The sequence below is a fragment of the Oceanisphaera avium genome (assembly GCF_002157875.1).
GTDB lineage: Bacteria > Pseudomonadota > Gammaproteobacteria > Enterobacterales > Aeromonadaceae > Oceanimonas > Oceanimonas avium.
Window position 1 is genome coordinate 277,315 of sequence record NZ_CP021376.1, and the last position, 26,599, is coordinate 303,913.

A 26,599-nucleotide genomic window follows, 5' to 3' on the forward strand; every position below is an offset into this window, starting at 1 on the left:
CCTTTTTTTATTGCCGATATGCAAGTGCGCTTAAAAGCTGGTGGCTTGAATATCCATTTCATCAACGAAGCGCTCAAGATTGATTTCTGCTTGTTTAACTTCATCAAAGCTTGCGATATGAAAGACTGCATCTCCTTCGTTCACTAATGGCATGGTAAGACACCCGATCACAATGCCGCTTTTAGGTGTGATCACTTCTCTGGCTTGAGCCCCAAGAGGCGCGGTAATCGTCCCTAAGCATTGGCCTTTAGTGACTCTATCCCCAAGGCGCGTATTAAGGTGAAGAAGACCATCTTGCTCGGCACGGATCCAAGTGCTGGACTTAGCTATCATGGGGGTGGTGGTTTGCGTTTTTTTGACGCTGGGTTTTAGCATCCCTAAGGTGCGCATCACATTCAGCACCCCACGGGTGCCGGCTTTAATAGCGACGGAGTCAAAGCGCAGTGCTTCTCCTGCTTCATATAAAATGACTGGGAGATCACGACTCTCGGCGACCGCGCGCAAAGAGCCGTCTCGAATGCTGGCATCTAATATCACGGGCGCGCCAAAGCTTGCTGCCATTTGCCGAGTAATACTGCAGTCTAATTTGGCGCGGATTTGCGGTAAGTTAGAGCGGTGAATAGCGCCGGTATGCAGATCAATAATATGGGAGCAATGATCTACGATTTTATCGACAAAAAAATGCGCGACTCGTGAGCCTAATGAGCCCTTTTCTGAGCCAGGAAAGCAACGATTAAGATCACGACGATCCGGTAAGTAGCGTGATTTATTAATAAAACCAAATACATTCACCACCGGCACCGCCACCAGCGTGCCTTTAAGGCGAGCAGGGTTAATACGACTTAATACTTGGTTTACTATCTCAATGCCATTGAGCTCGTCACCGTGAATGGCTGCACAAATTAATAATACGGGACCCGGCTGTTTGCCGTGCACTATCTCTAGCGGTACCGTTAACGGCGACTGGGTATAGAGCTGCGCGAGGGCTAATTGCAATACTTTACGACTGCCCGGCGCCACCTCTATGCCGGCTAAAGAAAAGGGGGCTGTCATTAGCCGCGCTCACGGGTTTTAGATTTTTTATGACAATGCTTTTCAATGTACTCGATCATCATAGTCGCCACATCTTTGCCGGTGGCTTCTTCTATGCCTTGCAAGCCTGGTGATGAATTCACTTCCATAACTAACGGGCCTCGCTTAGAGCGTAGTAAATCCACGCCAGCTACACTTAATCCCATGGCTTTAGCAGATAGAATGGCCGTTTTGCGCTCTTCTGGTGTAATTCGGATAAGCTCAGCCGCACCGCCGCGGTGTAAGTTTGAGCGAAACTCCCCCTCTTTAGCTTGGCGTTTCATCGCGGCAATAACTTTATCACCCAGCACAAAGCAGCGAATATCGGCGCCACCGGCTTCTTCAATAAACTCCTGCACCATTATATTGGCTTTTAAGCCCATAAAAGCTTCTAACACGCTCTCTGCTGCTTTTCGTGTTTCCGCTAATACCACGCCTATACCTTGCGTGCCCTCGAGTAGCTTGATGACCAGAGGTGCACCGCCCACCATATCAATTAAGTCGGGTACATCATCAGGTTTACAAGCAAATCCGGTGACCGGCATGCCTACGCCTTGCCCAGAGAGCAATTGCAAAGAACGTAATTTGTCACGAGAGCGGCCAATGGCTGCTGAATGATTAAGAGAGTAGCAATTCATCATTTCAAATTGGCGTAATACTGCACTGCCATAAAAGGTCACACTGGCCCCAATACGAGGAATAATAGCATCAAATTGCTCTAGCTCTTTACCGTGATAATGAATAGAGGGCTTATTATCATTGATATTCATATAGCATTTTAGCGCATCAATAACGCGTACTTCATGGCCTCGTGCTTGGGCAGCCTCAACTAAGCGGCGAGTGGAATACAGGGCGGCATTACGAGAAAGAATGGCAATTTTCATGGATAAAGTGAGGCTCTCTAAAGATAGATATTAATAAAGGTGTCAGGCGGTTGCTGAGTTCAACAGGGCACTGTTTACGCTATCAAGCTCTTAGGCGCCAACAAAAAAAACCGTGCTTGAGCACAAATAATTTTGAAGTTCTCCTAAGTTAGCAGAAATGGCCTACTTTTAGGTAAGGGTGTTAAATTTTAATGGGTTATTCGTATTATTTTTAGCGCTAACTCACGTTGTTTTAAACGTAAATGATTGCGCCTACAGACTTTCGACCCTACTCACAATAATAAAAGGAGTGGGGGCTTAGCACTTTCAATGTGCCAGCGTCTATGTCTAAATGGGTCATGTGGTGCTGATTTTCAGTTACTAGCGTTTCCATCGCCAAGGGGGAAATGATGTCAATTCCTGTTAATAAATCTTATATCGATACCTTAAAAGTAGGCCAAAAATCCTATCTTTATTACAGTTTAGCTAAGCTTGCTGATGCAAAAAATATGGCTAACTTGCCTAAGTCGCTTAAGGTATTAACTGAAAATTTACTCCGTAATCTTGACGACGATACTGTTACTGCGCCAGATATTAGCGCCATGAATGATTGGTTAGACACGGCCGCTTCTTCTCGTGAAATTGCCTTTCGCCCAGTGCGAGTGTTAATGCAAGACTTTACTGGGGTACCAGCGGTAGTGGACTTAGCTGCTATGCGTGATGCAGTGCAGCGCTTAGGAGGGAAAGCCGAACAAGTTAACCCTTTATCTGCAGTAGATTTAGTCATAGACCACTCGGTGATGGTAGATGACTTTGCCAATGGTCATGCCTTTGAAGTCAACGTGGATATGGAAATGCAAAGGAATGGCGAGCGCTATGCCTTTTTACGGTGGGGGCAGCAAACCTTTGATAACTTTAGGGTCGTTCCACCAGGGACCGGGATTTGTCATCAGGTTAACCTAGAGTACTTAGGTCAAACTGTGTGGCAGCAAGCCCAAGGCGACGACATTATGGTTTGCCCCGACACCTTAGTGGGCACCGACTCTCATACCACCATGATTAATGCGCTCGGCGTATTAGGTTGGGGGGTAGGTGGCATTGAGGCAGAAGCGGCCATGTTGGGCCAGCCCATTTCTATGCTTATTCCTGAAGTAGTGGGCTTTAAACTAACGGGGCAGTTGCGTGAGGGCATTACCGCGACCGACTTAGTACTCACTGTGGTGAAAATGCTACGTGATCGCGGTGTGGTGGGTAAATTTGTCGAGTTCTATGGGGATGGTCTAGCATCTCTGCCCCTAGCCGATCGCGCTACCATTGCCAATATGGCGCCTGAATATGGGGCGACCTGTGGCTTTTTCCCCGTTGATGAAGAAACCCTTCGTTATTTAACACTCACTGGGCGCAGCACTGAGCAAGTGGATCTGGTGGAAGCCTACAGTAAAGCCCAAGGCTTATGGCGTAACAGTGGAGATGAACCCACATTTAGTGACACACTAAGCTTAGACATGGGCACGGTAGTGGCCTGCTTAGCCGGCCCTAAGCGCCCTCAAGATAGAGTTGAATTATCGCAAGTACCGAGTGCTTATAACTTAAGCCGCCAACTGCATATAGAGCCTACCGAACGTTCTCAAGAGCGCTTAGAAAATGAAGGTGGACAGACGGCGGTAGCGGTTAAAAAATCGCTCACCAGTACAGAGTTTTGTATGAATGGTGAGAATTACCACCTCGATGATGGTGATGTCGTCATCGCTGCCATTACTTCTTGTACTAATACCTCCAATCCTAGCGTGTTAATGGCCGCAGGATTATTAGCAAAAGCGGCAGTAGAAAAAGGACTGAGTTCAGCCCCTTGGGTTAAAACGTCGTTAGCGCCTGGCTCAAAAGTGGTGACTGATTATTTAATTAAAGCCGGTTTAATGCCTTACCTGGAAAAACTGGGCTTTTATTTAGTGGGCTATGGTTGTACTACTTGTATTGGTAACTCGGGGCCGCTACCTGATCCTATCGCTGAAGCGGTGCGTGAAAATGATATGTCAGTTGCAGCGGTATTATCGGGGAATCGAAACTTTGAAGGGCGTATTCACCCGCTGGTGAAGTCCAACTGGTTGGCGTCGCCCCCCTTGGTAGTGGCGTATGCGCTTTCTGGCAGTATGAATAGAGATCTGACCTCAGAGCCTATCGGTAAAGATAAGCAGGGGCAGCCAGTTTATCTGGCAGATATTTGGCCAAGTCAGCAGGCGGTAGCCGAAGCGGTGCAGCTGGTCACGCAAGATATGTTCCATAAAGAATATGCCGCGGTATTTGATGGTGATGAGCACTGGCAAGCAATTGAAGTGGAACAGACCGCGACCTTTAATTGGCAAGATGACTCTAGCTATATTCAACATCCGCCGTTTTTCCAGACCATGGGTAAAACCCCAGAGCCGGTGGCGGACATTGAAGGGGCACGTTTGCTAGCTATTTTGGGAGACTCTGTCACTACCGACCATATTTCGCCAGCGGGTAGTATCAAAGCTGATAGCCCTGCGGGGGATTACCTGCGCTCCCTTGGCATTGAAGAAAAAGACTTTAACTCTTATGGCTCTCGCCGAGGCAATCATGAAGTGATGATGCGCGGTACCTTTGCCAACATTCGTATTCGCAATAAAATGCTAGAAAATGTCGAAGGTGGAGAGACACGCCATTACCCAAGTGGCGAGCAATGCTCTATTTACGATGCAGCGATGCGCTACCAAGCAGAAGGCGTGCCATTGGTCGTGGTGGCGGGTAAAGAATATGGCACTGGCTCTAGTCGGGACTGGGCAGCAAAAGGCACCATATTACTGGGCGTGCGCGCTGTTATTGCTGAGTCTTATGAGCGTATTCATCGCTCTAACTTAATTGGCATGGGCGTAGTACCCTTAGAGTTTATAAGTGACACTCCAGACAGCTTAGCTCTTAAAGGCAATGAACGGCTCAGTATTAAAGGCTTAAATAATTTAAGCCCAGGCAAAACGCTAACAGTAGTGATTGAGCGAGAAGATGGCACTGAGCAAGAGGTAAAAGTGAAGTGTCGAATCGATACCAGTAATGAGCTAACTTACTATCAGCATGGCGGTATTTTACATTATGTTATTCGCCATATGCTGGAGTAAAATTAAATAAAAGCTAACACCTAGTGTAAGCACCGCCTTTACAGGCGGTGCTTTTTTTATTTTTTAAATTAATTAGCCGAGGGTGGCTAAAATAACCTGCGAGGGAGAAAAATGCGCATACGCGCTATCTCCTTGCTGCCAAGAACACTCGTTAGTTTCTTTCGCTAATAAGGCACACAGTGTTTCGCCTATTTCTAGCGCGAGTATCACCTCAATGTACTCATCTCCTATTTCTATGCTCTCCACTTTGCCCATTAACATATTGTCGGTAACGGGAATATTAGCCTTATCGCTGGCCAGTCTTATCCACGGCGCTTTAATAAGCGCTAATACTTCTTTTGTTAAGTGTAAATCTAAGCGCGCTACGCTAGAGGCGGTAATATCGGCATAAATAAGCTGGTGGCTTGGCAAGGCTAGACCGACTTTTCGACTGATATCATTAGGGTCAAATGACGCTACGGTGGCAAAAAATTGATTACGTGCACTGGTTTGTAATGAAAATCGTGCCACGACTGAAAGTAAGCTATCAAGCGAGGTATGTTCATCTTGCAGTGCACTGACTGCCATCTGCTCTATTTGTGCCAATAAATGATAAATTTTTAAAAGGCGAGTGCCATAGGCGGTGAGCGAGGCGCCCCCTCCGCCTTTACCGCCTGTTTCGCTACTTAATACCGGCCGTTCGGCTAGCGCATTCATCTCTTTAATCGCATCCCAAGCTGATTTATAACTAATACCTGCCGCTTTAGCACCTTGGCTAATAGAGCCGTGTTCACGGATCTGCTCAAGTAACTGGATGCGCCTAGGATTAACAAACAACCGTTGCTGGCTATGCAGACTTAATAGTATTTCCAGATCCATACATTCACCCTCAACCATACTAAGCTCCATTGTGGCTAAGCCTTAGCGCCTCGGCAAATGATAATCTTGACTTAGGAGTTGAAGTTTAGCGTTGTATTTTTAATTACATAACGATATGGTGCTAACGTTATATATTATTTTATACAACCCTTTGGATGACATAAAAATGAAAAAAACACTGAGCTTATCGCTCCTAGTAATGGCGCTGGGTTATTCAGCAACCGCGACGGCGGATGAAATCCGTGTTGCCGTGGCCGCCAACTTCACAGATGTAATTAAGCAATTAGGTGAAGAATTTAGTAAGCAAAGTGGCCATCAAGTTTCTGTCTCCTCAGGGGCAACTGGTAAGCTATACGCACAAATTAAAAATGGCGCGCCCTACGATGTTTTTCTGGCCGCTGATGAGCAAACGCCCACCAAGCTCGATGACGAAGGGGTAGCCATTGCAGGCAGTCGCTTTACTTATGCGCTGGGCAGCTTAGTGTTGTGGAGCGCTAATGATAACTTGATTGACGATGAGCAAAGTGTACTGAAAAACCAAGATTTTAAGCATATTTCTATCGCTAATCCTAAAACGGCTCCGTATGGTCGTGCCGCTCAGCAAACGCTAGAAAAATTGGGGTTTTGGGACGAGTTCCAACCTAAAATGGTACGCGGCGAAAATATCGGTCAAGCTTATCAGTACGTTTATAGTGAAAATGCACAACTTGGTTTTGTAGCAAAATCCCAAGTGTTTAAAGACGATGCGTTTACCGGCGGCTCTTACTGGGAAGTGCCTACCGACATGTATGATCCTATCGTCCAACAGGCCGTTTTATTAAAAGACAATGCGCCCGCTCGCGACTTACTTGACTATTTGCGCTCTGATGAAGCCAGTGCCGTTATTAAGTCTTACGGTTATAGCGTGAGCGAAGACCAATAGTAAGCCTGATATTAAAGGCAGTCTTAGCTACCTAAACGTTTTAAAAAAGTAATGAGTCGGCGTCTAATAGGCGCCGACTTTATTTATAAAGCCGCGCGCCTGAGCCTGCGGGTTCGTTAGACCAGATGTGAGCTTCTTTCTTTACTCGCACCAAGCATCAGTAGCTCACCTTCTATGCAAAAAGGAACATCATGCTGTTAACTCCTGATGACATGACGGCCTTAATGGTCACCTTGCGTCTTGCGGGCATTACTGTATTGGTACTGCTTATTATTGGTATGCCGTTAGCTTGGTGGCTTAGCCAAACGCAAAGTCGTTTTAAGACCGTTATTGAAGCTATGGTGGCGCTCCCCTTAGTGCTTCCTCCTGTGGTATTAGGCTTTTATTTGCTGCTAGCGCTCGGACCCAATGGTATTTTTGGTAAAGCTTCAATAGCGCTTGGCGGCAGCACCTTAGCGTTTAGCTTTACCGGCTTAGTGATTGGCTCGGCTTTTTACTCACTTCCTTTTGTGGTGCAACCCTTACAAGGCGCCTTTACTAGCATAGGCAGACGCCCCTTAGAGGTAGCCGCAACTTTGGGAGCATCTCCTTTGGATCGTTTTTTTACTGTGGTGATCCCGCTGGCGCGTAATGGTTTTTTAACCGCTACTGTTTTAGGGTTTGCTCATACCTTAGGCGAGTTTGGGGTAGTGTTAATGATAGGCGGTAATCTGCCAGGGGTGACTCAAGTGGTATCGATTGCTATTTACGATCATGTAGAGACCATGCAATACGGCCAAGCTCATGTGCTTTCCGGCTTATTATTGGCACTGTCTTTCACTATTTTATTGGTGGTCTATGCCCTTAATCGACGTTTTTCGGTGGTACGCATATGACGATTAAAGCCGCTTTTAAGGTACAAAGAGCGAATTTTTCCCTGGATGTCGATTTTGAACTTCCTGCTCATGGCGTGACCGCTTTGTTTGGTCCCTCTGGTTGTGGCAAGACCACCTTGTTACGTGCTATGGCAGGTCTTGAGCGATGTGTTGGGCACTTTTGGCTAGGTGAGCTATGTTGGCAACAACACAAATTATTTGTCCCGACTCATAAACGGCGTTTAGGTTATGTGTTTCAAGAAGCTAGCTTATTTGCCCATCTGTCTGTTAAGGGCAACTTAGAGTATGGCTGGCGGCGCTTGCCCCACGCTCAGCGTCGAACTGATAAAGAGCAGATCATTGATTGGTTGGGCTTAACGCCAATGTTGGCTCAAGGGGCCAGTGAATTATCAGGAGGCCAGCGCCAACGAGTTGCTATTGGTCGAGCCTTATTAAGCAGTCCTGAACTACTGTTATTAGATGAGCCTTTGTCGGCGTTAGACGCTAAAGCCAAGCGGGAGATCTTACCTTTATTAGAGCACCTATCGGCTCAAGCTAAGGTACCCGTATTTTATGTCACCCATGCACCACAAGAGGTGGAGCGTTTAGCGGATCGGGTGCTATTAATGGAGCAGGGGCGCATCTTGCATAACGACCACTTGCAGCAAGCCTTAGCGCGACCCAATAGCCTATTATATCGAGATGAGGAAGTAGCAGGCATTATTAGTGGGCAGTTGCAGAGCAGCTTGCCAGATGGCCGAGTGCCTTTCCTTTACGGAGCTGAAAACGCGCCAGCTGGGTGTATTTGGTTAACCGGTCAGGAGGGCTTAACTTTTGGCGCGGCACGGCTGCGTATTCTTGCCAGCGATGTCAGTATTGCTTTAGCACCCGTTATTGATATTTCTATCGTTAATCAGTTACCCGCTCAGGTGCTGAGTATGACAGATATTGGCCAAGGCCGTGTATTGTTACGTTTAGCTTTAGCGCAAGGCGAGCAAATACCGGCGCAGCTATCAGCCTATTCGGTTGCTCAGTTGGACTTAAAAGTGGGCTGCGATTGTTATGCTTTAATCAAGGCGGCGGCGCTGTTGGTTTAGTTATGCTGTGAGCTAGCGGGGGTGAGATTACTCTACTGATTAAAAAGCTTATTTTTTTAATCAGTTCTCCTAAAAAACTGAGCAGGTTACTACTCAAGATAAGACGCTCTATTAGCCAAAGAGAGAATTTAGCAAACGTGAGTAGCAAGCCATTGAGAACGACTCACGTTTATTTACTAGTAAATTGACGACGCGTAAAGGGGCTAGCATTATTTTGCTATCAACCCTCTCTGCTTAAGTCTAGGGGCGAAGATTATCAATTATTCCATTAGGATGCACTGTGGCTTAAACCACACTAGAATAACAGAGTCGTTCGCTATCCTTAAAGCATTGTAAAAACGTAACAGGCGCTAATATGTCTATTTACCTTTGCAGTACCTGTGGTACCTCTTATCCAAAAAGCGAGCAACCGCCAGCGTGTTGTCCTATTTGTGTTGATGAGCGCCAATATGTGCCATCAAGTGGTCAAGAATGGACGACGATAGATAAATTGTTGGCCTCCCATACTAATTGCTGGAAGCTCCACGAACCTCATTTATTTGAAATTAAAACCTCTCCTTCTTTTGCCATCGCTCAGCGCGCATTTTTAATCCAAACCCCCAGCGGTAATATTCTTTGGGATTGTATTTCGCTACTTGATCCTGCCACCGAACATATTATCCAGGCATTGGGTGGTCTAAAAGCCATTGCCATCTCACACCCTCACTATTACACCACTATGCAAGAGTGGGCACAGGCGTTTGACGCACCGGTTTATTTGCATGAATACGATAAAGAGTGGGTGATGAGAGAAGATAAACATCTAACCTTTTGGCAAGGAGACACACTTGATCTAGGTGATGGGCTCACACTGCTTCGTTTAGGTGGGCACTTTCCAGGAGGGACGGTATTACACTGGCCACAGGGTGCTGCCCATAAAGGAGTGTTAATGAGTGGCGATATTATTCAAGTGGCGCCAGATACTCGTCGCGTCTCTTTTATGTGGAGTTACCCCAATATGCTGCCGCTCTCTGGCGCCACAGTTGAGCGCATGGCTGATACCCTAATCCCTTGGAAATTTGATCGAATTTACGGTGCCTTTGATGGTAAAGCGGTACTCTGTGATGCTAAAGGGGTGATAGAGCGAAGCGTAAAGCGCTATGTGGAGCTGTTAAAAGGTTACCAAGATTAAAAATGGCTCATGGAATAAGAGCCATTAATAGCCTATTAGGATGATTGCGCGGCTGCGTTTAGGCTGTGTATTTTTTTACGCCATCAGGAATGCCAATCACTAATATATCAGCACTGCGCGCGGCAAATAAACCGTTAGTGACGACACCAACGATGGCATTGATGCGTGCTTCTAGCTCTTTAGGAGCGTGGATGGTTAAGCCGTGCACATCTAAAATATGATTGCCATTATCGGTGATTACCCCCTCGCGATAAATCGGCGTGCCGCCCAGTTTTGTTAACTCTCGAGCCACATAGGCGCGTGCCATGGGGATCACTTCCACGGGCAGCGCAAAATCGCCGAGCACGGCTACCGTTTTTGACTCATCAACGATACACACAAAACGTTTAGCGACCGCCGCTACAATTTTTTCGCGGGTAAGGGCAGCGCCGCCGCCTTTGATCATGGCCATATTGCCATCAATTTCATCGGCGCCGTCCACATACACATCAAACTCATCGAGCTCATTAAGATCAAAAATCTTAATGCCCAGTGCCGATAAGCGCGCGCTGGATACTTGTGAGCTCGACACCGCCCCCTTGATGGTCTCTTTAATGGTGCCTAGGGCATCAATAAAGTGATTGACGGTAGAGCCGGTGCCCACACCCACAATACTATTGGGCGTTACATAATCCAGTGCGGCCCAAGCGGCTGCTTTTTTCATTTCATCTTGTGTCATGGCTTTTATTTCTTCTAAGTTTAAAACTGAGCGCCGCACCAAAAAACCGTTAGTCACTGAGCGCTTATCTAGTAAGCCTAATGATAGCAAACCCACTTGTGCTTGCCTTGTGCTTTTCACGTTAATAAGGGGGGAAGGGGGCGACCATTTAAAATGTCGGGTGGGCGTGAGCAACTCCATTAACGGCACATCCCACTCCGCCACCGGCAACTTGGCCACTTGTTGGCAATCATGGGCTAAGCCCACTACCTTGGGTCTTAATGAAGAAGTAGAAGGGCGCAAATAAGCGCTTAAAGTACGGTCATAAAACCCGCCGCCCATGCCTAATCGGTGCCCTAACTCGTCAAAGGCGACTAGAGGGGTATAAATAATATCTAACTCCTGGCTAAGTGCTAGTGAGCGAATATCAAGTTTTGGCTCGACAATGCCTAAGTGGTTCTTATGCATGGGAGTCGCACTATGGTAGTGCAGAAAAATTAAATGCCCTTTACAAAAAGGATGTAATACTGGCAAATACACCTTACAGCCTCGTGCCCAATACCAATTAATTAAGGGCTGAGTGTCTAGCTCACCATCGTTTGCTAAATAAAGCGCTACCGATGTAGCACTGGCTAAGTGTGCTACTTTGCTTACTTGGTTAACCATACTTTGGGCTGCACATTGTTGTGCTGCTGGGGAGAGTTGGCGCCGTGCATGGCGAGTGAGTTGGCGCAGTTGATTACGAGAAGTAAGCCTAGGCATGATTTATCCTTTGCTAGCAGCGCGATATTGGAGAGTGTTACTTGCCCCAGGGACCAGAAATAAGTTCAAGATAGAGAGCTTCGACTTCAGTTCTCGCCCACGGCGTACGGCGTAAAAAAGTGAGGCTAGATTTAATACTAGGATCATTTTTAAAGCAGTTAATATTGATGCGCGCGGCCATTTCTTGCCAGCCTAAACGCTCAACTAATTCAGTCACCATGGCTTTTAGGGTAATGCCATGTAATGGATTATTGAGTTGTTCAGACATTTTTAAAAACCTGTAAATTTAGGGCTAGGAAACTAAGATAATATCACAGAAGGTGAAATAGGCAGAAGAGTGAGGAGTATGTGGCTAACAAAGAGGGTTTAGGTAAAAGGATCCCCAGGATGCCGGTGTGGGTGTGAGTCCTTGAACCGTACGGTTCAAGGCGGAACTCCGGTATCTACCGCAGGCTTCTCGGTCGGGCCGAGCATGCACAATAGTAAACAACACGGCTTTCCTTTGCTGTTGATATCGGCTCAGGGACGTCACCCTACTATCGAACACCCCAGGGAAAGCGAAACTATTACTCACACAAGAGCCTTAAAAAGGCTATTGTGTTTTATTACTTATATCTTTGATCTTAGCCTACTTTATTGGCTAAGGCTTCTTCTATAGTATGTTGCAACATTTTAATGCGCTTATCCATAGCATCAGCATATTGGTGGTTTTTTTCTTTTTCAAGCTCAAGTTCATGACTGATATTTAAGGCCAGCATAATAGCGATTTGCTCATTAGAGCCCGCCTTACCACTTTGCTTAAAATTACGAATGCGCTCGTTGAGCGTCTCTGCTGCCCGCTGCAATGCAACTTCTTGCCCAGCAGGACAAGCAACCTTATAAGGTCGCCCCAGAATAACAATATCTATTGCCGCTGTGGTCATGTAATCCTCAGATGGCTATTTGCAGTAGGCGATGAAATTCTGGCGACTATATAGCGCCCCATCGGAAGTTTCAAGGGGCGGCTGGCTTGAGAGAGGTCAGAATGCTAGGATCTGGCTAATATTTCACACTTTTTCACCAATCGAGTAAATGATGAACGACAACCCCCGTCTTAACTACGACGCTTTTACTGCTCTGTTAGAGCAGCACAATATGGTAGTGACTGCTGCTGAAGTCCATGGTGTGGTGTGTGGCTTGATTTGCGGTGGCTTGGCGCAAAATGATATTCGCTGGCAGCAGCATTTTAATGCCCTACTCAATGATGATTTTGTCCTTCCTGAGGAGGTACAAAAAGCGGTCAATTTACTTTTTTCTCGCGTTAATGAAGCGCTACAAAATCAAAATCAGTTTGAGTTGCTACTACCTCATGACGATGAGCCATTAGAAGAGCGTTTAGATGCCATGATGGAATGGTCGGCGGCGTTTTTGGCAGGGTTTGGCGTAGTGCAACAAGAGCTGAATAAAGCCTCGAGTGAATTACAGGAAATGATCCAAGATATTAGTAGTATTACTCAAGTATCTAGCGATTTTGACCAAGAAGACGAAGAAAGCGAAACCGCGTTCGTGGTGTTATACGAGCATTTAAAACTCGGGGTCATTTTAGCTTTTGAAGAGTTTGGCGCTGGGCAAACCAGTGCCAAGCGTCCTACTCTCCACTAATCAACCATAGACTAGTCTAATGAGCCATTATGATGTGGTAATTAATGGCGGCGGTATGGCCGGTGCTGTACTGGCGCTAGGATTAAGCCAGCTCAAACACAAAAACGGACAGCCACTGCGAATTTGTGTCATTGAGCACGCCAGTCCTAATTTAAGTGATCACCCAGGATTTGATGCCAGAAGCATCGCCTTATCTGCCGACAGTCATCAGGCTCTTGTTAAGTTAGATCTGTGGGAGTTAATAGCAGACTTAGTCTCGCCAATTCATGCTATTCAAGTGACCGATCAAGGGCACCTAGGGCAAGTTAATATGTACGCCCATGATTATGCGCTGGCGGCACTGGGCTATGTGGTAGAGCTACACCCCGTGGGGTTGCGCTTTTATCAGCAGTTACAACAGATCCCAAATATTGACTTATTGTGCCCAGCGACGCTTTCTAGCTGGCAGCAATACCCGGATAAGGTAGAGCTGCAATGTGCGAATGGGCAACGATTGTCTTGCCAATTATTAGTGGGCGCCGATGGCAGTCATTCGATGATTGCGCAGCAACTTAATCTTGAGCGCCGTGCGCTTGATTATCAACAGAACGCCATTATTGCTAATGTGCAAACTCAACTTGCGCATCAAGGTCGTGCCTATGAGCGCTTTACCTCTCAAGGCCCGCTAGCCTTATTACCCATGAGCCAGCAACGTAGCGCTCTAGTATGGTGTGTAAGTCCTAAGCAATCAAAAGTATTGATGGACATGAACGAGAGGGATTTTCTTGATGCGCTACAGCGTGAATTTGGTTATCGCTTAGGAAAAATTACTCGCACTGGACTACGTACCTGTTATCCGCTGCATTTAAACGAAGTCGTGCGTCCTTGGCATCATAGAGTAGTGCTAATAGGTAATGCCGCTCATTTACTACACCCTATTGCTGGGCAAGGATTTAACCTCGGACTTAGAGATGTGGTCGCGTTAATCGAGACATTAAAAGAGGCGCTAATGACACCGCAGGTTAATGACGGCCAAAGAGAAAATACCTCTGATCTTGGTGCTTATTCCTTACTTAGTCGTTATGGTCAATCTCGCGTCGATGATCAGCGCGAATTAGTCGCTATTACGTCAGGATTAGCATTATTATTCTCCAATTCAGATCCGCTATTAAGTATGAGTCGTAATGCAGGCTTAATGACAGTGGCTGCTTGTCGTTCCTTAAAAAGTAAACTGGCCTGGCGGGCCATGGGCAAGAGGTGAGTTTATGCAAGCAACAGATGTGATCATTATTGGTGGCGGCATGGTGGGCTTAACGCTGGCACTGGCTTTAGAAGACAGTGGGTTACGCGTGGCTGTAATAGAAAGTCAACTGCCAGACGCGACGTTAGCTGATATTCCTGAAAATAGAGTGAGTGCCATTAATCTTGCTTCACAGACCTTGCTAACTCGCTTAGGAGCTTGGCCAGACACGGTATCGCGCTTAGGTCCTTACACTCATATGCAAGTATGGGAAGCAGATAGCAGTGCTAACATTGAATTTTCTGCCAACTTAGTTCATCAAGCGCACTTAGGGCACATTGTTGAAAATAAAGTTCTACAGTTGAGCTTATTGGAGCGTGCCCGTTTAAGCCCGCACATTGAACTCCATATGCCGGCTAAAGCACACACCATCTCGGTGAGTGAACAAGGCGCTTTTGTACTACTTGAAAATGGTATTCCGCTCACCGGGCGCATCGTGGTTGGCGCTGATGGTGCGCGCTCTTGGCTGCGGGCGCAGCTTAAACCCAATATGGTGCAATGGGACTATGATCACCATGCCTTAGTGGCGACGCTGCGCATCACCGAGCCTCATCAACAAACGGCGCGGCAAATTTTTCGAGGCGACGATATTATTGCCTTTTTACCCTTAGCGGACCCTTATCAGTGTTCGTTAGTGTGGTCTTGTCCGCCGCAACAGGCTAAGCAGCGATTGGCATTATCAGAACAAGACTTTAATAACGCCCTAGCACATGCCTTTGATTTTCGCCTCGGCCCCTGCCAAGTATTAGGGCCGCGCATGACTATTCCTTTAACCGCTCGTTATAGCCAACAGTTTTGTGGCGCGCGCTGGGCCTTAATTGGTGATGCTGCTCATACTGTTCATCCGTTAGCGGGGCAGGGGGTGAATCTTGGCTTGCAAGACGCTGCGGCGCTTGCGCAAACTTTAAGTCAGCTTCACCAACAAGGAAAAGACATTGGCACTCATGCTCATTTACGCGCTTTTGAACGATGGCGTAAAGCAGAAGCCATGACTTTATTGGCAGCAATGGAGGGGCTTAAGCGCTTATTTGGGCACTCCCATCCTCTATTACGCGGTTTGCGTGGCTTAGGGCTTAGTGCCACGAATAAAATTACGCCTCTTAAGCGTCAACTTGCAGAGCATGCGCTAGGCACTGCTGGCTTACAACCTGAGCTGTCCAAACTCAGCCCCCAGCCGCGCTTAGCCAAAGCGACGACTTAATCTCCAATAATTTATTATTTAGTGCTGTAAGCCGATGTTCGTATCGGCTTTATCGGCTAAAAGTTGCGTATTTTTGAGCTAACGGCTAAAGCCGCTAGCTTATAGCTAAAAGCGGTAAAAGCTGCCTAGTCATTAACTAACTGCTAAATTAAACTTTCTTAAAAAACGCGCCGCCAGAGAGGAAACGACGATGAGCAATATTCCTAATGAATTAAAGTATGCCACTACTCACGAGTGGGTGTGGGTAGAGGGTAATGGAGAAGTCAGAGTCGGGATTTCAGAGCATGCACAAGACTTATTAGGGGATATGGTGTTTGTTGAGCTCCCTAAACTAGGGCGCTTAGTTGAAGCTAATGAAGAATGCGCCATCGTAGAGTCCGTCAAAGCGGCGTCGGATATTTACGCGCCCGTGAGTGGGGAAGTAGTGGCCGTTAACTTAGCATTAACCGATAGTCCTGAGTTGGTGAATTCAGACCCCTATGGTGATGGCTGGCTATTTCGCATTAAGGTTGCTGATGAAACTGAGCTAAATGAGCTGTTAAGTGCACAGCAATATCAAGACGCTATTGATGAAGAGTAGCCAAGGGCGCTAGCTAATATGCAACTTTAGTAATATTAATAATTAATGTTTTTAAGGTATTAATTGCCAGTTTTGATTTTTTGGTCTAGCAAGATCCTTATTTAGTGCATATGACAGAAATAGACATAACAATAATAATTTTTTACTAATGGGGCTGGCTAATAAGCAGGTTAGTGGATAAGGTAAATATGCGGCACTCGATATTAACCTGATTTTTACTTTTCACATTAGGAGGCACTATGAGCCAGAAATATGAAGCAAAAAGAGCAGTGTTATTGGATGACGTAAAGCAAGTGCTAAAAGATGCCGAAGCTTTATATAAAGCCGCTGTGGATGATGGTACTCAAGAGGGTAAAGCCTTAAAAGAAAAGCTCAAAGCCCAATTGACCAAAGCCCAAGAGCAGTATGCAGAGCTTGAAGGTAGCGTACTTGAGCGCACTCGCGAAGCGGCTGCCCACACCAATGATCTTGTCTATGAGAAGCCCTATCACGCTATGGGTGTGGCGGCATTAGTGGGTTTGGTTTTAGGCGCATTTTTAAGCCGTTGTGGCAGATAAGTCCTATGTCTTATAAAGAGCAGCCCGTTAATAGGTGCTCTTTATAGTGATAACCCTATTAAGAACTTACATGTGCTTGGATAATTTAATTAATCAAGCACATGTTTTCCATAGGACGGTATATTAATGACAGGCCAAATTAATGCGTTAAAAGAGCTCTTTCACGCCATTATTGAACTCTTATTTGTGCGTTTTAATTTAGCGCGTATCGAATTTGTGGCACAAAAAGAGCGTATGGTAAAATTAGGCATACTGGCTTTAATGGCGGGTATGCTTTTTTTCATGTCTTATATTAGTTTAATGTTTGGCTTAAACGCGGTTTTAAGTCCTGAAGCTAAAATTTGGGTGTTTTTTGGTATGGCGGGCGGATTATTTCTTATTATGATCGGTATATTTTGGTCTATAGGACGTAACCTTGCTGGGCAGCGCCGCTTTTTAGCGGACACGCTTCATGAGCTACAAGAAGACATGGCGTATGTGCAAGGTAAAAAGACCATGGCTGATTGGTCTTTAAAGGAGTAGACCATGCATCAATCTTTGCAAGATGAGCGCAAACTATTAAAGCTTAAAGCAGAAGCGCTACGCTTAAAAATATTAAGCAACCAAATGCGCCGCCAACAAAGCCAATCAGGCTCTGAGATGTTAGGGCTGCTAAGCCAACTGCCTAAAGCAGGCTTAGTTTGGCGGTTAGCGAATTTGCCACGAAAGACGCGCAATAAAGCGTTATTAGGCGCAGGGCTATTGGCATTGTTGTATCTGCGCCTTTAGCTGTTTTTTTATCCTACTCTATAAAAACCAGCCCATAAAATAATGGGCGGTTTTTAATCAGCTAGCTGCGATAATCGCCAATGTCTGGCCGCCTACTAGGGCCATGCAGTGCCACGTCCACCGGATGAAACGCTTTAATGGCTTCAAAACAAAAATCACCCACGGCTTTATGTAGGGCTTGGGGATCATGATTGGTAATAATAATCACACTCTTCCCTAAGTTACGGCGTCTGCGCAGTAAATGACCCAAAAAGCTGGATTGGCTTTCTGCAAGGCGCGCTCTATTAGCGGCGACTTCATCTAGGATCAATAAGTCGACCTCTTCTAATGCGCGGCGATACTGATTACGGCCTTCTTGGTCTTCAATCACCCCAAAAAAAAGTCGGTCGACGACCGATGCCCACTGCTGAAAAATCACCGATTTTTGATGTTGATAAATCAGCTCATGAGCAATAGAGCCCGCTAAAGTGGATTTTCCGGTCCCAAAGTCACCGTAAATTAAAATGGCGACCCCACCTTTTGCTTCCCAGTGATCAAAGGCATTAATAAAATGATGCGCCATGTCGATATGAGGCCCCAGTATGGGGTCTTGGCTGTCCATTTTATCAAACACCCAATCACTATTCAGATCTGCCTGAGCTAATAAACGCTCGGTGCGTTTTTGTTTAGCTTGGGCTTGGGCAAGTTTAATGTCTTTATTGGCTTGTTCTTCATATTGGCGTTTTAGCGCTAAATAATCATATTCAGGCAAGTTTCCATCCGCTCGTAGTTGTTGTAAGCGACGTAATACCTGCTTAGTCTGTCCAGCCCCTGCTATTGGCGATAAATCAGGAGTAGGAGCGGTTTTTCTGCGCCGGCGTGCAATATCGTTCAGGTCGGCTGCAATTTCTTTAGCGGTTTTCTTCATCAGACTCGCCATCTCCCTGAGTAAAAGTATGTAAACGTTGGGCCTCAGCCATCATTTGCTGAGCCCGTTTGCTAGGGCCGGTTTCTTGTTTAGCGCTAGGTAGTTGTTGATACTCTTGATTTAATACTGGCGCAGGTGCGCGCTTAATACTTCGCTGTTGCTTGAGTTTTCGAACCAATTTAAGCATCCATTGATGTTGATTTTCAAATACTTCCGGGCGCCCCAGCCAATAGGCGATAAATTCCCCTAACTCAGTTTCATCTATGGTGCTATCCAGTAGGCCGCACAGGCGAGCTAATCCCGCAAATTGTTCATCGGGGCGCCACTGTGCATGCATGGCAAACTGGCGAGAAGGAAGAGGGGCGAGTCCTGGTAAATGCTTTAGCGGTAGCGTAAAGACAGCACCATGAAAATGCACGGGATGAGGGTTGTGATAAAGATTAAGCAAGCCTACCGCCAGTAGCTCTTCTACTAGCGCACTAAGGGTATTAGCCGTCACCCGATAATGCTGGGCACTTTTACCTTGTACCGTTAGCGCTTTGCCAAGCAGAGGATAGTCGAGGGGTTGTGACTTATCACCTAGCGCATGATGGCGTATATAAAGCTGATACAAGCTGCGCGCTGCATGGGATAAGCTAGGAGAAGTCAGCGCTTGGTATTCTGCCGGTGTCATGGTGCCTTCAATCTTTACTAATATAAGTGAAATAGGGCAGGGGTAAGCAAGTTGAGCTAGGCCCTAAAACCTAGAGTATACCTGATAACGACCTGACAAAAATTGAAGTTTGGCGCCAATGTTGGATTGTCCTTACGTCTCCTCAGGCTAAGTTGTGCAAGGTTTGCTATACGCGCTAAATAGTAGGCAAGTCATTTGTTCAATTAAGACATGGCTGTAGTGGCAGTAGTTTAATGATTAATAATACCAAGAGAAAGGCGAGCTAAATTAAGAGGGCTGAGTGCAGTTGCGTAACTACTAGATAATAGTATATTCAAAAAATAAAGGGGTGCGACAAGTGTAATAAAAAAGGCAGTGATATTGCTATCACTGCCCAGTATAACGAATACTTTTAATGGGTTATTTTACAGCTTCATTTTTTTCATATAGCGAGTCAATTCTTTTCCTAACTCGGGATGGCGCATGCCATATTCTATATTAGCGATCATTAATCCCATCTTATTACCGCAGTCATGGCTCTTGCCCGTAATATGGTGTGCGGCAACGGGTTTTCTTTCCATCAGCATGGCAATGGTATCGGTAAGCTGTATTTCATCACCTTTGCCTTGTGGCGTTTTACTTAATAACGGCCAAATATCAGCAGACAATACATAGCGACCCACCACGGCCAAATTAGAAGGCGCTTCATTACGGTTAGGTTTTTCTACCATGGCGTTAATAACCGCTGACTGGCCTTCTTTAATTACGCTTTCGCCAATATCAACAATACCGAATTGCTCAACTTGCTCTTCGCTCACCGGCTCGACCAAAATTTGGCTTTCTCCGGTTTCGTCATAGGCTTTGAGCATGGCAGATAAGTTATCTTTAGATAAATCGCAGCTAGCGTCATCGATAAGCACATCTGGCAATAAAATAGCGAAAGGGGCATCGCCCACTAATGGGCGAGCACATAAAATTGCGTGACCTAGGCCTTTAGCTTCACCTTGGCGCACTTGCATAATAGTCACATCGGGTGGACAAATACGTTTTACTTCTGCCAGTAATTGACGTTTAACGCGTTTTTCTAGCGTTGCTTCTAATTCAAAACTCGTATCAAAGTGGTTTTCAATGGAGTTTTTACTGGCGTGAGTGACTAAAATAATTTCTTTTATACCGGCATTGACCGCTTCATTAACCACGTATTGAATTAATGGCTTATCCACCACTGGCAACATTTCTTTAGGAATGGCCTTAGTGGCAGGCAGCATGCGTGTACCTAGGCCTGCTACGGGGATCACGGCTTTGCGGATTTTACCGGCTGGAATAAGTGGGGTTGTCTTATGAACGTAAGGGGTAGTTTCTGATTTATTAGTTGGCATTGGATTCATTAAAAATAAAATAAAGGTGATATATAGTAACTAATTTTAGCCCTCTTCACCATATCAGAGGGCTAAAGATAACCTTGATGGTTTTTTATTCTCTTCGCGTTTATTATTTATTTCGTTAATAAATGGCGATTTTTTTCTACGGTGCGCTCACCGATACCGCTAACCTTACTAAGATCATCCACGCTATTAAAAGGACCATTCTGCTCTCTATAATCAATAATAGCGGCGGCCTTAGCTGAACCTATGCCACTTAATAATGACAGTTGCTCGGCGGTAGCGCTGTTAATATTAATACTCGTTATTACTGCATTAGAAGAATCGCTAGGCGTTTGTACAGCGTTATTATTCTCTTTAGCGTCTGAAGCTGGCGTAGATTGTTGTGCGTAGCCAAGTGGGGATAAACTTAATAAAGTGCTTAGTAATATGCTGGTTATTAGTTTGTTCATAATCATCACTCCTTGATGAAATTGCTTTTATGTGTCCCTATGACACTTTCAAGCTTTATCCATAAAGTCGTATTTGGCCAATAAATCTACAAAATAATTTTAGGCGCTCATATAAAAAACCGGCCGCAGCCGGTTTTTTTATATAGGTTAGTCGTTAAGGTAGTACTTTTTTAAATGGCTTTACCACTACTTTGGCATAGATACCCGCAGCAACATAAGGATCGGCGTCAGCCCACGCTTGTGCTGCTTCTAATGAGCTAAATTCAGCGATGACGGTACTGCCGGTAAATCCTGCCTCGCCAGGGTCTTGGGCATCGATGGCTGGATTAGGACCGGCCACTAATAAGCGCCCCTCAGCTGCTAGCGCTTGCAGTCGTCCAAGGTGTGCCGGACGAGCACTTTGGCGCAGCGCTAAGCTATTAGGGTTATCTTCTGCAAAAATTACATACCACATACATTATCCTTACTCATTAATAAAATGAGGCTTAACTCTTTGACTAAATAAATAAGTTATTTATTTTCAATAGCTTGCTGCTGGCGATACAAGTAAATGGCGGTAGCAAAAGTAAATAATAAGGTCATGCCCAGTAAGCCGAATACTTTAAAGTTTACCCACACTTCTTGGGACATATTAAAGGCGACATAGACATTTAGCGCACCACAGATAGCGAAAAATGCAGCCCATGCTAAATTTGCTTTATCCCAAATTGCATTTGGTACTGTCATTTCTTTACCGAGCATTTGTTTAATTAAGTTTTTATTAAAGCCATAACGGCTGACCAATAGACCGATAGCAAATAGGGCGTTAACGGCAGTGACTTTCCATTTAATAAAGGCATCGTCTTGAAAGAACATGGTTAAACCACCAAAAAATAACACCAGTACCAGTGTGACTAAGTGCATTTTTTCTAATTTTTTATGCTTTAACCAAAAAACCAACATTTGAATACAGGTGGCGGCCATCAAGGCCCCTGTCGCTGCATAAATGTCGACGGTTTTATACACCACAAAGAAGATGATAAGTGGAAAAAATTCAGCGAGCTGTTTCATACATGGCTAATCCAAACAACAAATATAGTCATAGTTTACCCACAGCCGGCCCAGCTGGCAAAGCATTGCGCGTTTAAGGGCAGGATTAGAGCTGAGCGCCAGCTCAAAGTTAGTGGTAAAATAGCGCTCACTTTTTTCTTATTTCTTTGAACAATAAAGGTTTCTTATGCCGCTACCTATGCAACTTGATGGTGAATTTGGTGATTTGTTGGCGCCAATTTATGGCTTTTTACAATGTGAAACGCCGGCTGCGTGGTTGGAGCGTGCACAACAACCCGCAAGCTTGCCCATTATTTTACGAGATCATTTGTTATGTGAGTTAAAAGCGGCGCAAAGTGCCATGTTTTTGCTAAAACGCTATGCCTTAACAGAAGAAGGTATTAGTGACATCTCAAAGATGATTGAGCCCTATGAGCAATTTGCTTATACCCGAGAGGGCAGTCTTGAGAGCTTAAAGGGGAAAAACACCTTATCTAAGACCATAAAAGCCCGCCCAGACTGTGCTTATAGCCAAGATATGATTGATAAAATGGTGTTGTTGATCCGAGAAGAGCTGCATCACTTTTATCAAGTATTAGAAATACTCGAAGACAACCATATCGCTTACGATCCTATCCCCGCTTCACGTTATGCCAAAATGCTACTAAAAAAAGTACGCACCTATGAGCCAGAAGCCTTGGTCGACAAACTGATTATTTGTGCTTTTATTGAGGCGCGCTCTTGTGAGCGCTTTGCTAAATTAGCGCCGCTGTTGGATGCTAAAATTGGTAAATTTTATATTTCTTTATTGCGCTCTGAAGCCCGTCATTATCAAGATTACTTAGCGCTGGCACAACAAATTAGTGAGCAAGATATTACCCAGAGAGTGGCATTATTTCGCGAGCTGGAAGCTGAGCTAATTCTCTCGCCTGATGCTGATTTTAAGTTTCACTCCGGTACTCCTATTAATTAGTAAGCCAATGCGACTGGTTAGCTTTCATTAGGGCGCCAGCGATACTCGTTATTATAGTTTTGTAAGAGCCGTAAGCCTTGCTCGCTTTGAGGGTTAGCTAACACTTTTTGGGTAGGGCCGGCTTCCACTACATGACCTTCATGCAATAAAATAACATGATCGCTAATGTGGCGTACCACTCCGAGATCATTGGCTACCAAGACGTAGGATAAACCGAGGCGCGATTGTAAGCTAAGTAAGAGATTAATAATTTGCGAGCGCACTGAAATGTCCAAATTCGAAATGGCTTCATCGGCGACTATGATATTAGGTGACAAAATTAAGGCGCGCGCTAAGGCGACTCGTTGCTTTTGCCCTGTGGAGATCATTTGTGGGTAAAAGTGATAATGATCGGGAAGTAAGCCCACCATACGCAAGGTATCTAACACTAGCTCGTGGCGTTGGCCTGCATCGAGGCGCGTATTTAAGCTCAAAGGCATTTCTAATATTTGACCAATATGACTGCGCGGGTTGAGCGAGGTATTAGGGTCTTGAAAAATCATGCGCATCAGTTGGCAACGTTTTTTATCATCTCCTGGTTCAATTTTTTCGCCATCAATATAAATATTCCCCTGCGAGGGCGGCATCACCCCCGCTAATACCTTAGCGAGGGTGCTTTTTCCTGAGCCAGAGTCACCCATAATGGCTAAAGTTTGACCACGGTCTAAGGTAAAGGACAGCGGGTGAAAAGCGGTTTTACTCACTTTTTTAAACAGCCGGCTATGGGTGATAAAACTGCGGCTTAAATTATCCACTTTAAGCAAAGGAACTTGGCTGGCGCCGCTTGGTTTAGCTTGTACCTGATCCATCCAACTTTGACTGATGGGTGCGCGCTCTAAAGGGCTCATATTATCCGTGGAGGTGGTCATTTAGACTTAGTCTCCGGCATATTAAGTGGAAAATGGCAGTAGTAACTGTGTCCTTTATAGATAGCTAAAGGAGGCGTTTGTACGCATTTTTTTTGCGCTCTAGGACAACGCGGGCCTAAGCGACAACCAATAGGCAAGCTTTGCAAGGGCGGAATTGAGCCTGGCAGAGTATTTAAACGAGACTTATGCGCTAAGCCGCCATCTAGGTCTGGCATCATCTGTAGCAGTGCCGCGGTATAGGGATGATGGGCTTGGGTTAAAATTTGCTCTCGACTCCCAGACTCCACCGCTTGGCCACAATACATCACAGTAATATTGTCGGTGAGTTGGGCAAATGTGGTGAGATCGTTACTGATCAATAAAATAGTAGTGCCAGAAAGCTTATTAACCCGCTCTAATAAGCGCAAAATTTGCGCTTGGTTGGAGGCTTCTAAGGCATTGGTCGGCTCATCGGCAATTAACAGTCTAGGTTGATTGGCAATGGCCATGGCGATCATGACCTTTTGACACTCTCCTTCAGATAACTCAAAAGGATAAGAGTTAATCACTTCACGAGAGTCGCGAATGCCTACTCGGTGTAGTAAAGAAAGCGCTTCTTTATAGCGCCAGTTCCAATTTCGCCATCCTCTACTTTTATTGGCGGCTGAGTCTGGCATGGCTTCTTTTAGTTGGGCACCAATTTTTTCTGCCGGATCCAAGCAACTAGAGGGCTCTTGAAAAACCATTGCGATATCTCGCCCCATAATGCGCCGGCGCTCATTAGGCGATAAACTTAACAAGTCTATATTGTCAAAATGCAGTCGGTCAGCGCTCACATGCCACGTATCTTTAGCAATCCCTACTATGGTCTCTGCGACTAGACTTTTCCCTGAGCCAGACTCGCCCACCAGACCGCGAATTTCACCCTCGTTTAAGGTTAAGTTAAATTTATCCACCGCCTTAACCCAGCCTTGAGGGGTTTCAATTTCAATGGTGAGGTTTCGTATATCTAATAATGGCATTAGTCCATCACCTCATTTATCGCTTGGCGCAAGCCTTCACCGACCATATTAACCACTAATACCGAGAGCAATATTGCCAGCCCAGGTAGTGCTACCGTCCAAGGTGCGAGATAGACTAGCTCCATCGCATCAGCCAGCATGGTCCCCCATTCTGGTTTAGGTGCTTGGGCGCCTAAACCTAAAAAGCCCACCGCAGTAATGTCTAATATTGCCACTGATAAGCCGCGGGTGGTTTGACTGACTATGGTGTCACTTAGATTAGGTAACACCCCATAGCGCAGCATATGCCAACGGCTGCCCCCATCTAAGCGCAGCGCTGTTAAATACTCTTTTTGCATCTCATTGGCCACGGCAATATAAATGGCGCGGGTAAATTGAGGTGTGAGTGCGAGCGTGATGGCGATTAAGGTATGAAGCAGACTAGGTCCTAAGATAGCCACTAAAATAATGGCTAATAACAAGGAGGGAATAGCGAGTAAAGTATCAAGAAAGTGATTAAGAATACTGGCTTGATAGCCCTTACTCATGCCAGCGACTATACCTAAGCTGCCTCCTACTAGAAGTGCAATTAGTACCGTTAACACGCCATTACCAAACGTAAGACGCGCTCCAAAAATAAGGCGAGATAATAAGTCTCTGCCTAAATCGTCCGTGCCTAAGAAGAAGTCAATATTGCCATGATTTTCCCAAGAAGGGGGCATCAGTAGAGCATCACTAAATTGAGCGCTGGCCGAGTAGGGAGCCAGCCAGGGAGCGAGAATAGTCAGCACCGATAATAGGGCGAGTCCCCATAGGCCGGTCATGGCAAGAGTATTGCGACGAAATACCCGCCACGTTTGCTCTTTAGGTGAGCGGACATGTACCTCGGGGTAGATATTACCCTTGGCTGGCATAAATGGCTTTCCTTCTTACGGGGTAAATCAAGGTAGATAATACCTCCACCACAGCACTGGCCACGATAGTAAAACTTGCAATCGCCAAGGTGCCGCCTTTAATAGCGGCGTAGTCTTGCAAAGCAATACTGGTAATGAGCCATCGCCCTAGGCCAGGCCAGTCAAATACAATCTCTGTCATGATAGCGGAGGTTAATACAGTACCAAACTGTAAGCCCAGTGTGGGCAGCGCCATGGGAAAGGCATTGCGCAAACCATGGCGCAAAATTACGTAGTTTTCACTTAGGCCTTTAGTTAGTGCTGCGCGAATATAGTTTTGCTTTAATACTTCTAATAAGGCACTGCGAATTTGGCGAATCACTTCGGTGGTGGGCACGATAGCTAACACTAGGGAGGGCAAGATTAAATGGCGCAGTGCATCAAAAAAAGCCGGCCAACGATAGGCTGAGTCATTAAGTAAGGTATCTATAGTCATAATGCCGGTCACCTGCTTAATATCATAAAGTAAGCTTAATTGTCCCGACACCGGCAGCCAGCCGAGATTTAATGAGAAAAACATGACCAGTAATAAGCCCAGCCAAAACACCGGTAAGGCGTAACCAACTAAGGTACTGGTTAAAATAACCCCATCTTGCCAGCGATTTAAATGCAGCGCCGCCCATGTACCTGCAGGCACACCAAGTAATAATGAGATAATAAAAGCGGCTAAGCATAATTCTAAGGTGGCTGGGAAATATTGGCTAAGTGCGCCTAAAATGGGTAAGCCTGACACACTAGAAACGCCAAAATCCCCCTCTGTTAGTTGGCGCAAAAACTGAATATAGCCGGAGAAAAAGGGCTCACTAATTTGGCTTAACAACTGAAATTCTAAGGTGTAAGCGATGAGCGTCAGCATCAACAAGGTACTGATCAATAAAATAAGCCGGCGCAATAAATAAACGAGCATA

General features: G+C 45.6%; 29 protein-coding genes, 1 other RNA gene and 1 pseudogene. 13 read left to right on the forward strand and 18 right to left on the reverse strand.

From position 1 onward, the window contains the following. Positions 1-30 precede the first annotated feature (30 nt). Together CBP12_RS01280 and rimK are read right to left on the reverse strand one after the other, a co-directional pair. Positions 31-1,053 carry a succinylglutamate desuccinylase/aspartoacylase family protein gene (locus CBP12_RS01280; RefSeq protein ID WP_086962209.1) on the reverse strand — a complete coding sequence of 341 codons (1,023 nt, stop codon included), beginning with the start codon at positions 1,051-1,053 and terminating at the stop codon, positions 31-33. Next, the gene (gene rimK / locus CBP12_RS01285) at positions 1,053-1,955 is read right to left on the reverse strand and encodes a 30S ribosomal protein S6--L-glutamate ligase (RefSeq protein WP_086962211.1); all 903 of its coding nucleotides are present in this window, start codon (positions 1,953-1,955) and stop codon (positions 1,053-1,055) included. Before rimK ends, CBP12_RS01280 begins: the two co-directional genes overlap by 1 nt. Before the next feature lie 386 nt (positions 1,956-2,341). Between rimK and acnA the strand changes: the two genes are divergently transcribed. After that, positions 2,342-5,068, forward strand: a complete 2,727-nt coding sequence (gene acnA, locus CBP12_RS01290; protein ID WP_269765821.1) for an aconitate hydratase AcnA — start codon at positions 2,342-2,344, stop codon at positions 5,066-5,068. A 72-nt stretch (positions 5,069-5,140) separates the two neighbouring features. Here the strand turns inward: acnA and CBP12_RS01295 are convergent, their stop codons facing one another. Continuing rightward, complete coding sequence (locus CBP12_RS01295) at positions 5,141-5,944, reverse strand: TOBE domain-containing protein (RefSeq protein WP_232455104.1); 804 nt, start codon at positions 5,942-5,944, stop codon at positions 5,141-5,143. Positions 5,945-6,092: 148 nt separating this feature from the next. Here CBP12_RS01295 and modA point away from each other — a divergent pair, with 148 nt between their 5' ends. The 4 genes from modA to CBP12_RS01315 all read left to right on the forward strand — a co-directional run bounded on the left by modA (position 6,093) and on the right by CBP12_RS01315 (position 9,970). Continuing rightward, complete coding sequence (gene modA / locus CBP12_RS01300) at positions 6,093-6,848, forward strand: molybdate ABC transporter substrate-binding protein (protein WP_086962215.1); 756 nt, start codon at positions 6,093-6,095, stop codon at positions 6,846-6,848. Between the two features lie 191 nt (positions 6,849-7,039). Continuing rightward, positions 7,040-7,723 (forward strand): molybdate ABC transporter permease subunit, encoded by a 684-nt coding sequence (gene modB, locus CBP12_RS01305; RefSeq protein ID WP_198341830.1) that lies wholly within the window; start codon positions 7,040-7,042, stop codon positions 7,721-7,723. Then, a complete protein-coding gene (modC, locus tag CBP12_RS01310) occupies positions 7,720-8,799 on the forward strand; it encodes a molybdenum ABC transporter ATP-binding protein (RefSeq protein WP_086962217.1) in 1,080 nt (359 codons plus the stop codon). Before modB ends, modC begins: the two co-directional genes overlap by 4 nt. Positions 8,800-9,154: 355 nt before the next feature. Continuing rightward, complete coding sequence (locus CBP12_RS01315; protein ID WP_086962220.1) at positions 9,155-9,970, forward strand: MBL fold metallo-hydrolase; 816 nt, start codon at positions 9,155-9,157, stop codon at positions 9,968-9,970. A 58-nt stretch (positions 9,971-10,028) separates the two neighbouring features. Here the strand turns inward: CBP12_RS01315 and rpiA are convergent, their stop codons facing one another. From rpiA to zapA, 5 genes and pseudogenes are all read right to left on the reverse strand, one after another. Further along, entirely contained in the window at positions 10,029-10,688 is a 660-nt protein-coding gene (rpiA, locus tag CBP12_RS13485) for a ribose-5-phosphate isomerase RpiA (RefSeq protein ID WP_198341877.1), read from the reverse strand. Positions 10,689-10,838: 150 nt separating this feature from the next. Beyond that, positions 10,839-11,429: pseudogene (locus CBP12_RS13490) on the reverse strand (5-formyltetrahydrofolate cyclo-ligase); the annotation flags it as partial. A gap of 37 nt (positions 11,430-11,466) precedes the next feature. Beyond that, entirely contained in the window at positions 11,467-11,697 is a 231-nt protein-coding gene (locus CBP12_RS01325; protein WP_086962224.1) for a VF530 family protein, read from the reverse strand. A 107-nt stretch (positions 11,698-11,804) separates the two neighbouring features. Continuing rightward, a non-coding RNA gene (gene ssrS / locus CBP12_RS01330) (6S RNA) lies at positions 11,805-11,987 on the reverse strand. A 65-nt stretch (positions 11,988-12,052) separates the two neighbouring features. Beyond that, positions 12,053-12,352 carry a cell division protein ZapA gene (gene zapA / locus CBP12_RS01335; protein ID WP_086962226.1) on the reverse strand — a complete coding sequence of 100 codons (300 nt, stop codon included), beginning with the start codon at positions 12,350-12,352 and terminating at the stop codon, positions 12,053-12,055. Between the two features lie 148 nt (positions 12,353-12,500). Between zapA and CBP12_RS01340 the strand changes: the two genes are divergently transcribed. The 7 genes from CBP12_RS01340 to CBP12_RS01370 all read left to right on the forward strand — a co-directional run bounded on the left by CBP12_RS01340 (position 12,501) and on the right by CBP12_RS01370 (position 17,455). After that, positions 12,501-13,070, forward strand: a complete 570-nt coding sequence (locus tag CBP12_RS01340; protein WP_198341831.1) for a UPF0149 family protein — start codon at positions 12,501-12,503, stop codon at positions 13,068-13,070. A gap of 19 nt (positions 13,071-13,089) precedes the next feature. Continuing rightward, complete coding sequence (ubiH, locus tag CBP12_RS01345; RefSeq protein WP_086962230.1) at positions 13,090-14,310, forward strand: 2-octaprenyl-6-methoxyphenyl hydroxylase; 1,221 nt, start codon at positions 13,090-13,092, stop codon at positions 14,308-14,310. 4 nt (positions 14,311-14,314) lie between these two features. Then, positions 14,315-15,550: an FAD-dependent oxidoreductase gene (locus CBP12_RS01350; protein ID WP_086962232.1), complete on the forward strand. Its 1,236-nt coding sequence runs from the start codon at positions 14,315-14,317 to the stop codon at positions 15,548-15,550. A 190-nt stretch (positions 15,551-15,740) separates the two neighbouring features. Then, positions 15,741-16,130 (forward strand): glycine cleavage system protein GcvH, encoded by a 390-nt coding sequence (gcvH, locus tag CBP12_RS01355; protein ID WP_086962234.1) that lies wholly within the window; start codon positions 15,741-15,743, stop codon positions 16,128-16,130. Between the two features lie 239 nt (positions 16,131-16,369). Further along, entirely contained in the window at positions 16,370-16,687 is a 318-nt protein-coding gene (locus tag CBP12_RS01360) for a DUF883 family protein (RefSeq protein ID WP_086962236.1), read from the forward strand. 126 nt (positions 16,688-16,813) lie between these two features. Then, complete coding sequence (locus CBP12_RS01365) at positions 16,814-17,209, forward strand: phage holin family protein (RefSeq protein ID WP_086962238.1); 396 nt, start codon at positions 16,814-16,816, stop codon at positions 17,207-17,209. A 3-nt stretch (positions 17,210-17,212) separates the two neighbouring features. Next, positions 17,213-17,455 (forward strand): hypothetical protein, encoded by a 243-nt coding sequence (locus CBP12_RS01370; protein ID WP_086962240.1) that lies wholly within the window; start codon positions 17,213-17,215, stop codon positions 17,453-17,455. A 61-nt stretch (positions 17,456-17,516) separates the two neighbouring features. On the opposite strand, the gene CBP12_RS01375 is transcribed toward CBP12_RS01370, so the two are convergent. From CBP12_RS01375 to CBP12_RS01400, 6 genes are all read right to left on the reverse strand, one after another. Continuing rightward, entirely contained in the window at positions 17,517-18,362 is an 846-nt protein-coding gene (locus CBP12_RS01375) for a DnaA ATPase domain-containing protein (protein WP_086962242.1), read from the reverse strand. Beyond that, positions 18,346-19,035, reverse strand: a complete 690-nt coding sequence (locus CBP12_RS01380) for a DnaT-like ssDNA-binding domain-containing protein (protein WP_086962244.1) — start codon at positions 19,033-19,035, stop codon at positions 18,346-18,348. The genes CBP12_RS01375 and CBP12_RS01380 overlap by 17 nt, the downstream gene beginning before the upstream one ends. A gap of 404 nt (positions 19,036-19,439) precedes the next feature. Continuing rightward, positions 19,440-20,393, reverse strand: coding sequence for a UTP--glucose-1-phosphate uridylyltransferase GalU (galU, locus tag CBP12_RS01385; RefSeq protein ID WP_086962246.1), 954 nt, complete (start codon positions 20,391-20,393; stop codon positions 19,440-19,442). Between the two features lie 116 nt (positions 20,394-20,509). After that, positions 20,510-20,848: a ComEA family DNA-binding protein gene (locus tag CBP12_RS13845; RefSeq protein WP_086962248.1), complete on the reverse strand. Its 339-nt coding sequence runs from the start codon at positions 20,846-20,848 to the stop codon at positions 20,510-20,512. Positions 20,849-21,002: 154 nt separating this feature from the next. Then, complete coding sequence (locus CBP12_RS01395) at positions 21,003-21,302, reverse strand: YciI family protein (RefSeq protein WP_086962250.1); 300 nt, start codon at positions 21,300-21,302, stop codon at positions 21,003-21,005. A gap of 56 nt (positions 21,303-21,358) precedes the next feature. Next, positions 21,359-21,898, reverse strand: a complete 540-nt coding sequence (locus CBP12_RS01400; protein WP_086962252.1) for a septation protein A — start codon at positions 21,896-21,898, stop codon at positions 21,359-21,361. A 166-nt stretch (positions 21,899-22,064) separates the two neighbouring features. Here CBP12_RS01400 and miaE point away from each other — a divergent pair, with 166 nt between their 5' ends. Then, positions 22,065-22,850, forward strand: coding sequence for a tRNA isopentenyl-2-thiomethyl-A-37 hydroxylase MiaE (miaE, locus tag CBP12_RS01405; RefSeq protein ID WP_198341832.1), 786 nt, complete (start codon positions 22,065-22,067; stop codon positions 22,848-22,850). A 17-nt stretch (positions 22,851-22,867) separates the two neighbouring features. Here the strand turns inward: miaE and CBP12_RS01410 are convergent, their stop codons facing one another. Genes CBP12_RS01410 through CBP12_RS01425 form a run of 4 tightly spaced genes read right to left on the reverse strand, consistent with a single transcriptional unit; the run spans position 22,868 to position 26,598 of the window. Next, complete coding sequence (locus CBP12_RS01410; RefSeq protein WP_086965271.1) at positions 22,868-23,698, reverse strand: peptide ABC transporter ATP-binding protein; 831 nt, start codon at positions 23,696-23,698, stop codon at positions 22,868-22,870. A 56-nt stretch (positions 23,699-23,754) separates the two neighbouring features. After that, positions 23,755-24,759 carry a peptide ABC transporter ATP-binding protein gene (locus CBP12_RS01415; protein WP_086962254.1) on the reverse strand — a complete coding sequence of 335 codons (1,005 nt, stop codon included), beginning with the start codon at positions 24,757-24,759 and terminating at the stop codon, positions 23,755-23,757. After that, positions 24,759-25,652, reverse strand: a complete 894-nt coding sequence (locus CBP12_RS01420; RefSeq protein ID WP_086962256.1) for an ABC transporter permease subunit — start codon at positions 25,650-25,652, stop codon at positions 24,759-24,761. Before CBP12_RS01420 ends, CBP12_RS01415 begins: the two co-directional genes overlap by 1 nt. Further along, a complete protein-coding gene (locus CBP12_RS01425; protein ID WP_086962258.1) occupies positions 25,636-26,598 on the reverse strand; it encodes an ABC transporter permease in 963 nt (320 codons plus the stop codon). The genes CBP12_RS01420 and CBP12_RS01425 overlap by 17 nt, the downstream gene beginning before the upstream one ends. Position 26,599 lies beyond the last annotated feature (1 nt).

Coding starts and splice junctions, on each gene's coding strand:
- rimK (WP_086962211.1), bottom strand. CDS start 1,955: ATGAAAATTGCCATTCTTTCTCGTAATGCCGCCCTGTATTCCACTCGC.
- CBP12_RS01415 (WP_086962254.1), bottom strand. CDS start 24,759: ATGCCATTATTAGATATACGAAACCTCACCATTGAAATTGAAACCCCT.
- CBP12_RS01395 (WP_086962250.1), bottom strand. CDS start 21,302: ATGTGGTATGTAATTTTTGCAGAAGATAACCCTAATAGCTTAGCGCTG.
- CBP12_RS01400 (WP_086962252.1), bottom strand. CDS start 21,898: ATGAAACAGCTCGCTGAATTTTTTCCACTTATCATCTTCTTTGTGGTG.
- rpiA (WP_198341877.1), bottom strand. CDS start 10,688: ATGACACAAGATGAAATGAAAAAAGCAGCCGCTTGGGCCGCACTGGAT.
- modC (WP_086962217.1), top strand. CDS start 7,720: ATGACGATTAAAGCCGCTTTTAAGGTACAAAGAGCGAATTTTTCCCTG.
- modB (WP_198341830.1), top strand. CDS start 7,040: ATGCTGTTAACTCCTGATGACATGACGGCCTTAATGGTCACCTTGCGT.
- CBP12_RS01315 (WP_086962220.1), top strand. CDS start 9,155: ATGTCTATTTACCTTTGCAGTACCTGTGGTACCTCTTATCCAAAAAGC.
- zapA (WP_086962226.1), bottom strand. CDS start 12,352: ATGACCACAGCGGCAATAGATATTGTTATTCTGGGGCGACCTTATAAG.
- CBP12_RS01420 (WP_086962256.1), bottom strand. CDS start 25,652: ATGCCAGCCAAGGGTAATATCTACCCCGAGGTACATGTCCGCTCACCT.
- ubiH (WP_086962230.1), top strand. CDS start 13,090: ATGAGCCATTATGATGTGGTAATTAATGGCGGCGGTATGGCCGGTGCT.
- CBP12_RS01340 (WP_198341831.1), top strand. CDS start 12,501: ATGATGAACGACAACCCCCGTCTTAACTACGACGCTTTTACTGCTCTG.
- modA (WP_086962215.1), top strand. CDS start 6,093: ATGAAAAAAACACTGAGCTTATCGCTCCTAGTAATGGCGCTGGGTTAT.
- galU (WP_086962246.1), bottom strand. CDS start 20,393: ATGCCAACTAATAAATCAGAAACTACCCCTTACGTTCATAAGACAACC.
- miaE (WP_198341832.1), top strand. CDS start 22,065: ATGCCGCTACCTATGCAACTTGATGGTGAATTTGGTGATTTGTTGGCG.
- acnA (WP_269765821.1), top strand. CDS start 2,342: ATGATGTCAATTCCTGTTAATAAATCTTATATCGATACCTTAAAAGTA.
- CBP12_RS01280 (WP_086962209.1), bottom strand. CDS start 1,053: ATGACAGCCCCCTTTTCTTTAGCCGGCATAGAGGTGGCGCCGGGCAGT.
- CBP12_RS01365 (WP_086962238.1), top strand. CDS start 16,814: ATGACAGGCCAAATTAATGCGTTAAAAGAGCTCTTTCACGCCATTATT.
- CBP12_RS01425 (WP_086962258.1), bottom strand. CDS start 26,598: ATGCTCGTTTATTTATTGCGCCGGCTTATTTTATTGATCAGTACCTTG.
- CBP12_RS01325 (WP_086962224.1), bottom strand. CDS start 11,697: ATGTCTGAACAACTCAATAATCCATTACATGGCATTACCCTAAAAGCC.
- CBP12_RS01350 (WP_086962232.1), top strand. CDS start 14,315: ATGCAAGCAACAGATGTGATCATTATTGGTGGCGGCATGGTGGGCTTA.
- CBP12_RS01370 (WP_086962240.1), top strand. CDS start 17,213: ATGCATCAATCTTTGCAAGATGAGCGCAAACTATTAAAGCTTAAAGCA.
- CBP12_RS01380 (WP_086962244.1), bottom strand. CDS start 19,035: ATGACACCGGCAGAATACCAAGCGCTGACTTCTCCTAGCTTATCCCAT.
- gcvH (WP_086962234.1), top strand. CDS start 15,741: ATGAGCAATATTCCTAATGAATTAAAGTATGCCACTACTCACGAGTGG.
- CBP12_RS13845 (WP_086962248.1), bottom strand. CDS start 20,848: ATGAACAAACTAATAACCAGCATATTACTAAGCACTTTATTAAGTTTA.
- CBP12_RS01360 (WP_086962236.1), top strand. CDS start 16,370: ATGAGCCAGAAATATGAAGCAAAAAGAGCAGTGTTATTGGATGACGTA.
- CBP12_RS01295 (WP_232455104.1), bottom strand. CDS start 5,944: ATGGTTGAGGGTGAATGTATGGATCTGGAAATACTATTAAGTCTGCAT.
- CBP12_RS01375 (WP_086962242.1), bottom strand. CDS start 18,362: ATGAAGAAAACCGCTAAAGAAATTGCAGCCGACCTGAACGATATTGCA.
- CBP12_RS01410 (WP_086965271.1), bottom strand. CDS start 23,698: ATGGATCAGGTACAAGCTAAACCAAGCGGCGCCAGCCAAGTTCCTTTG.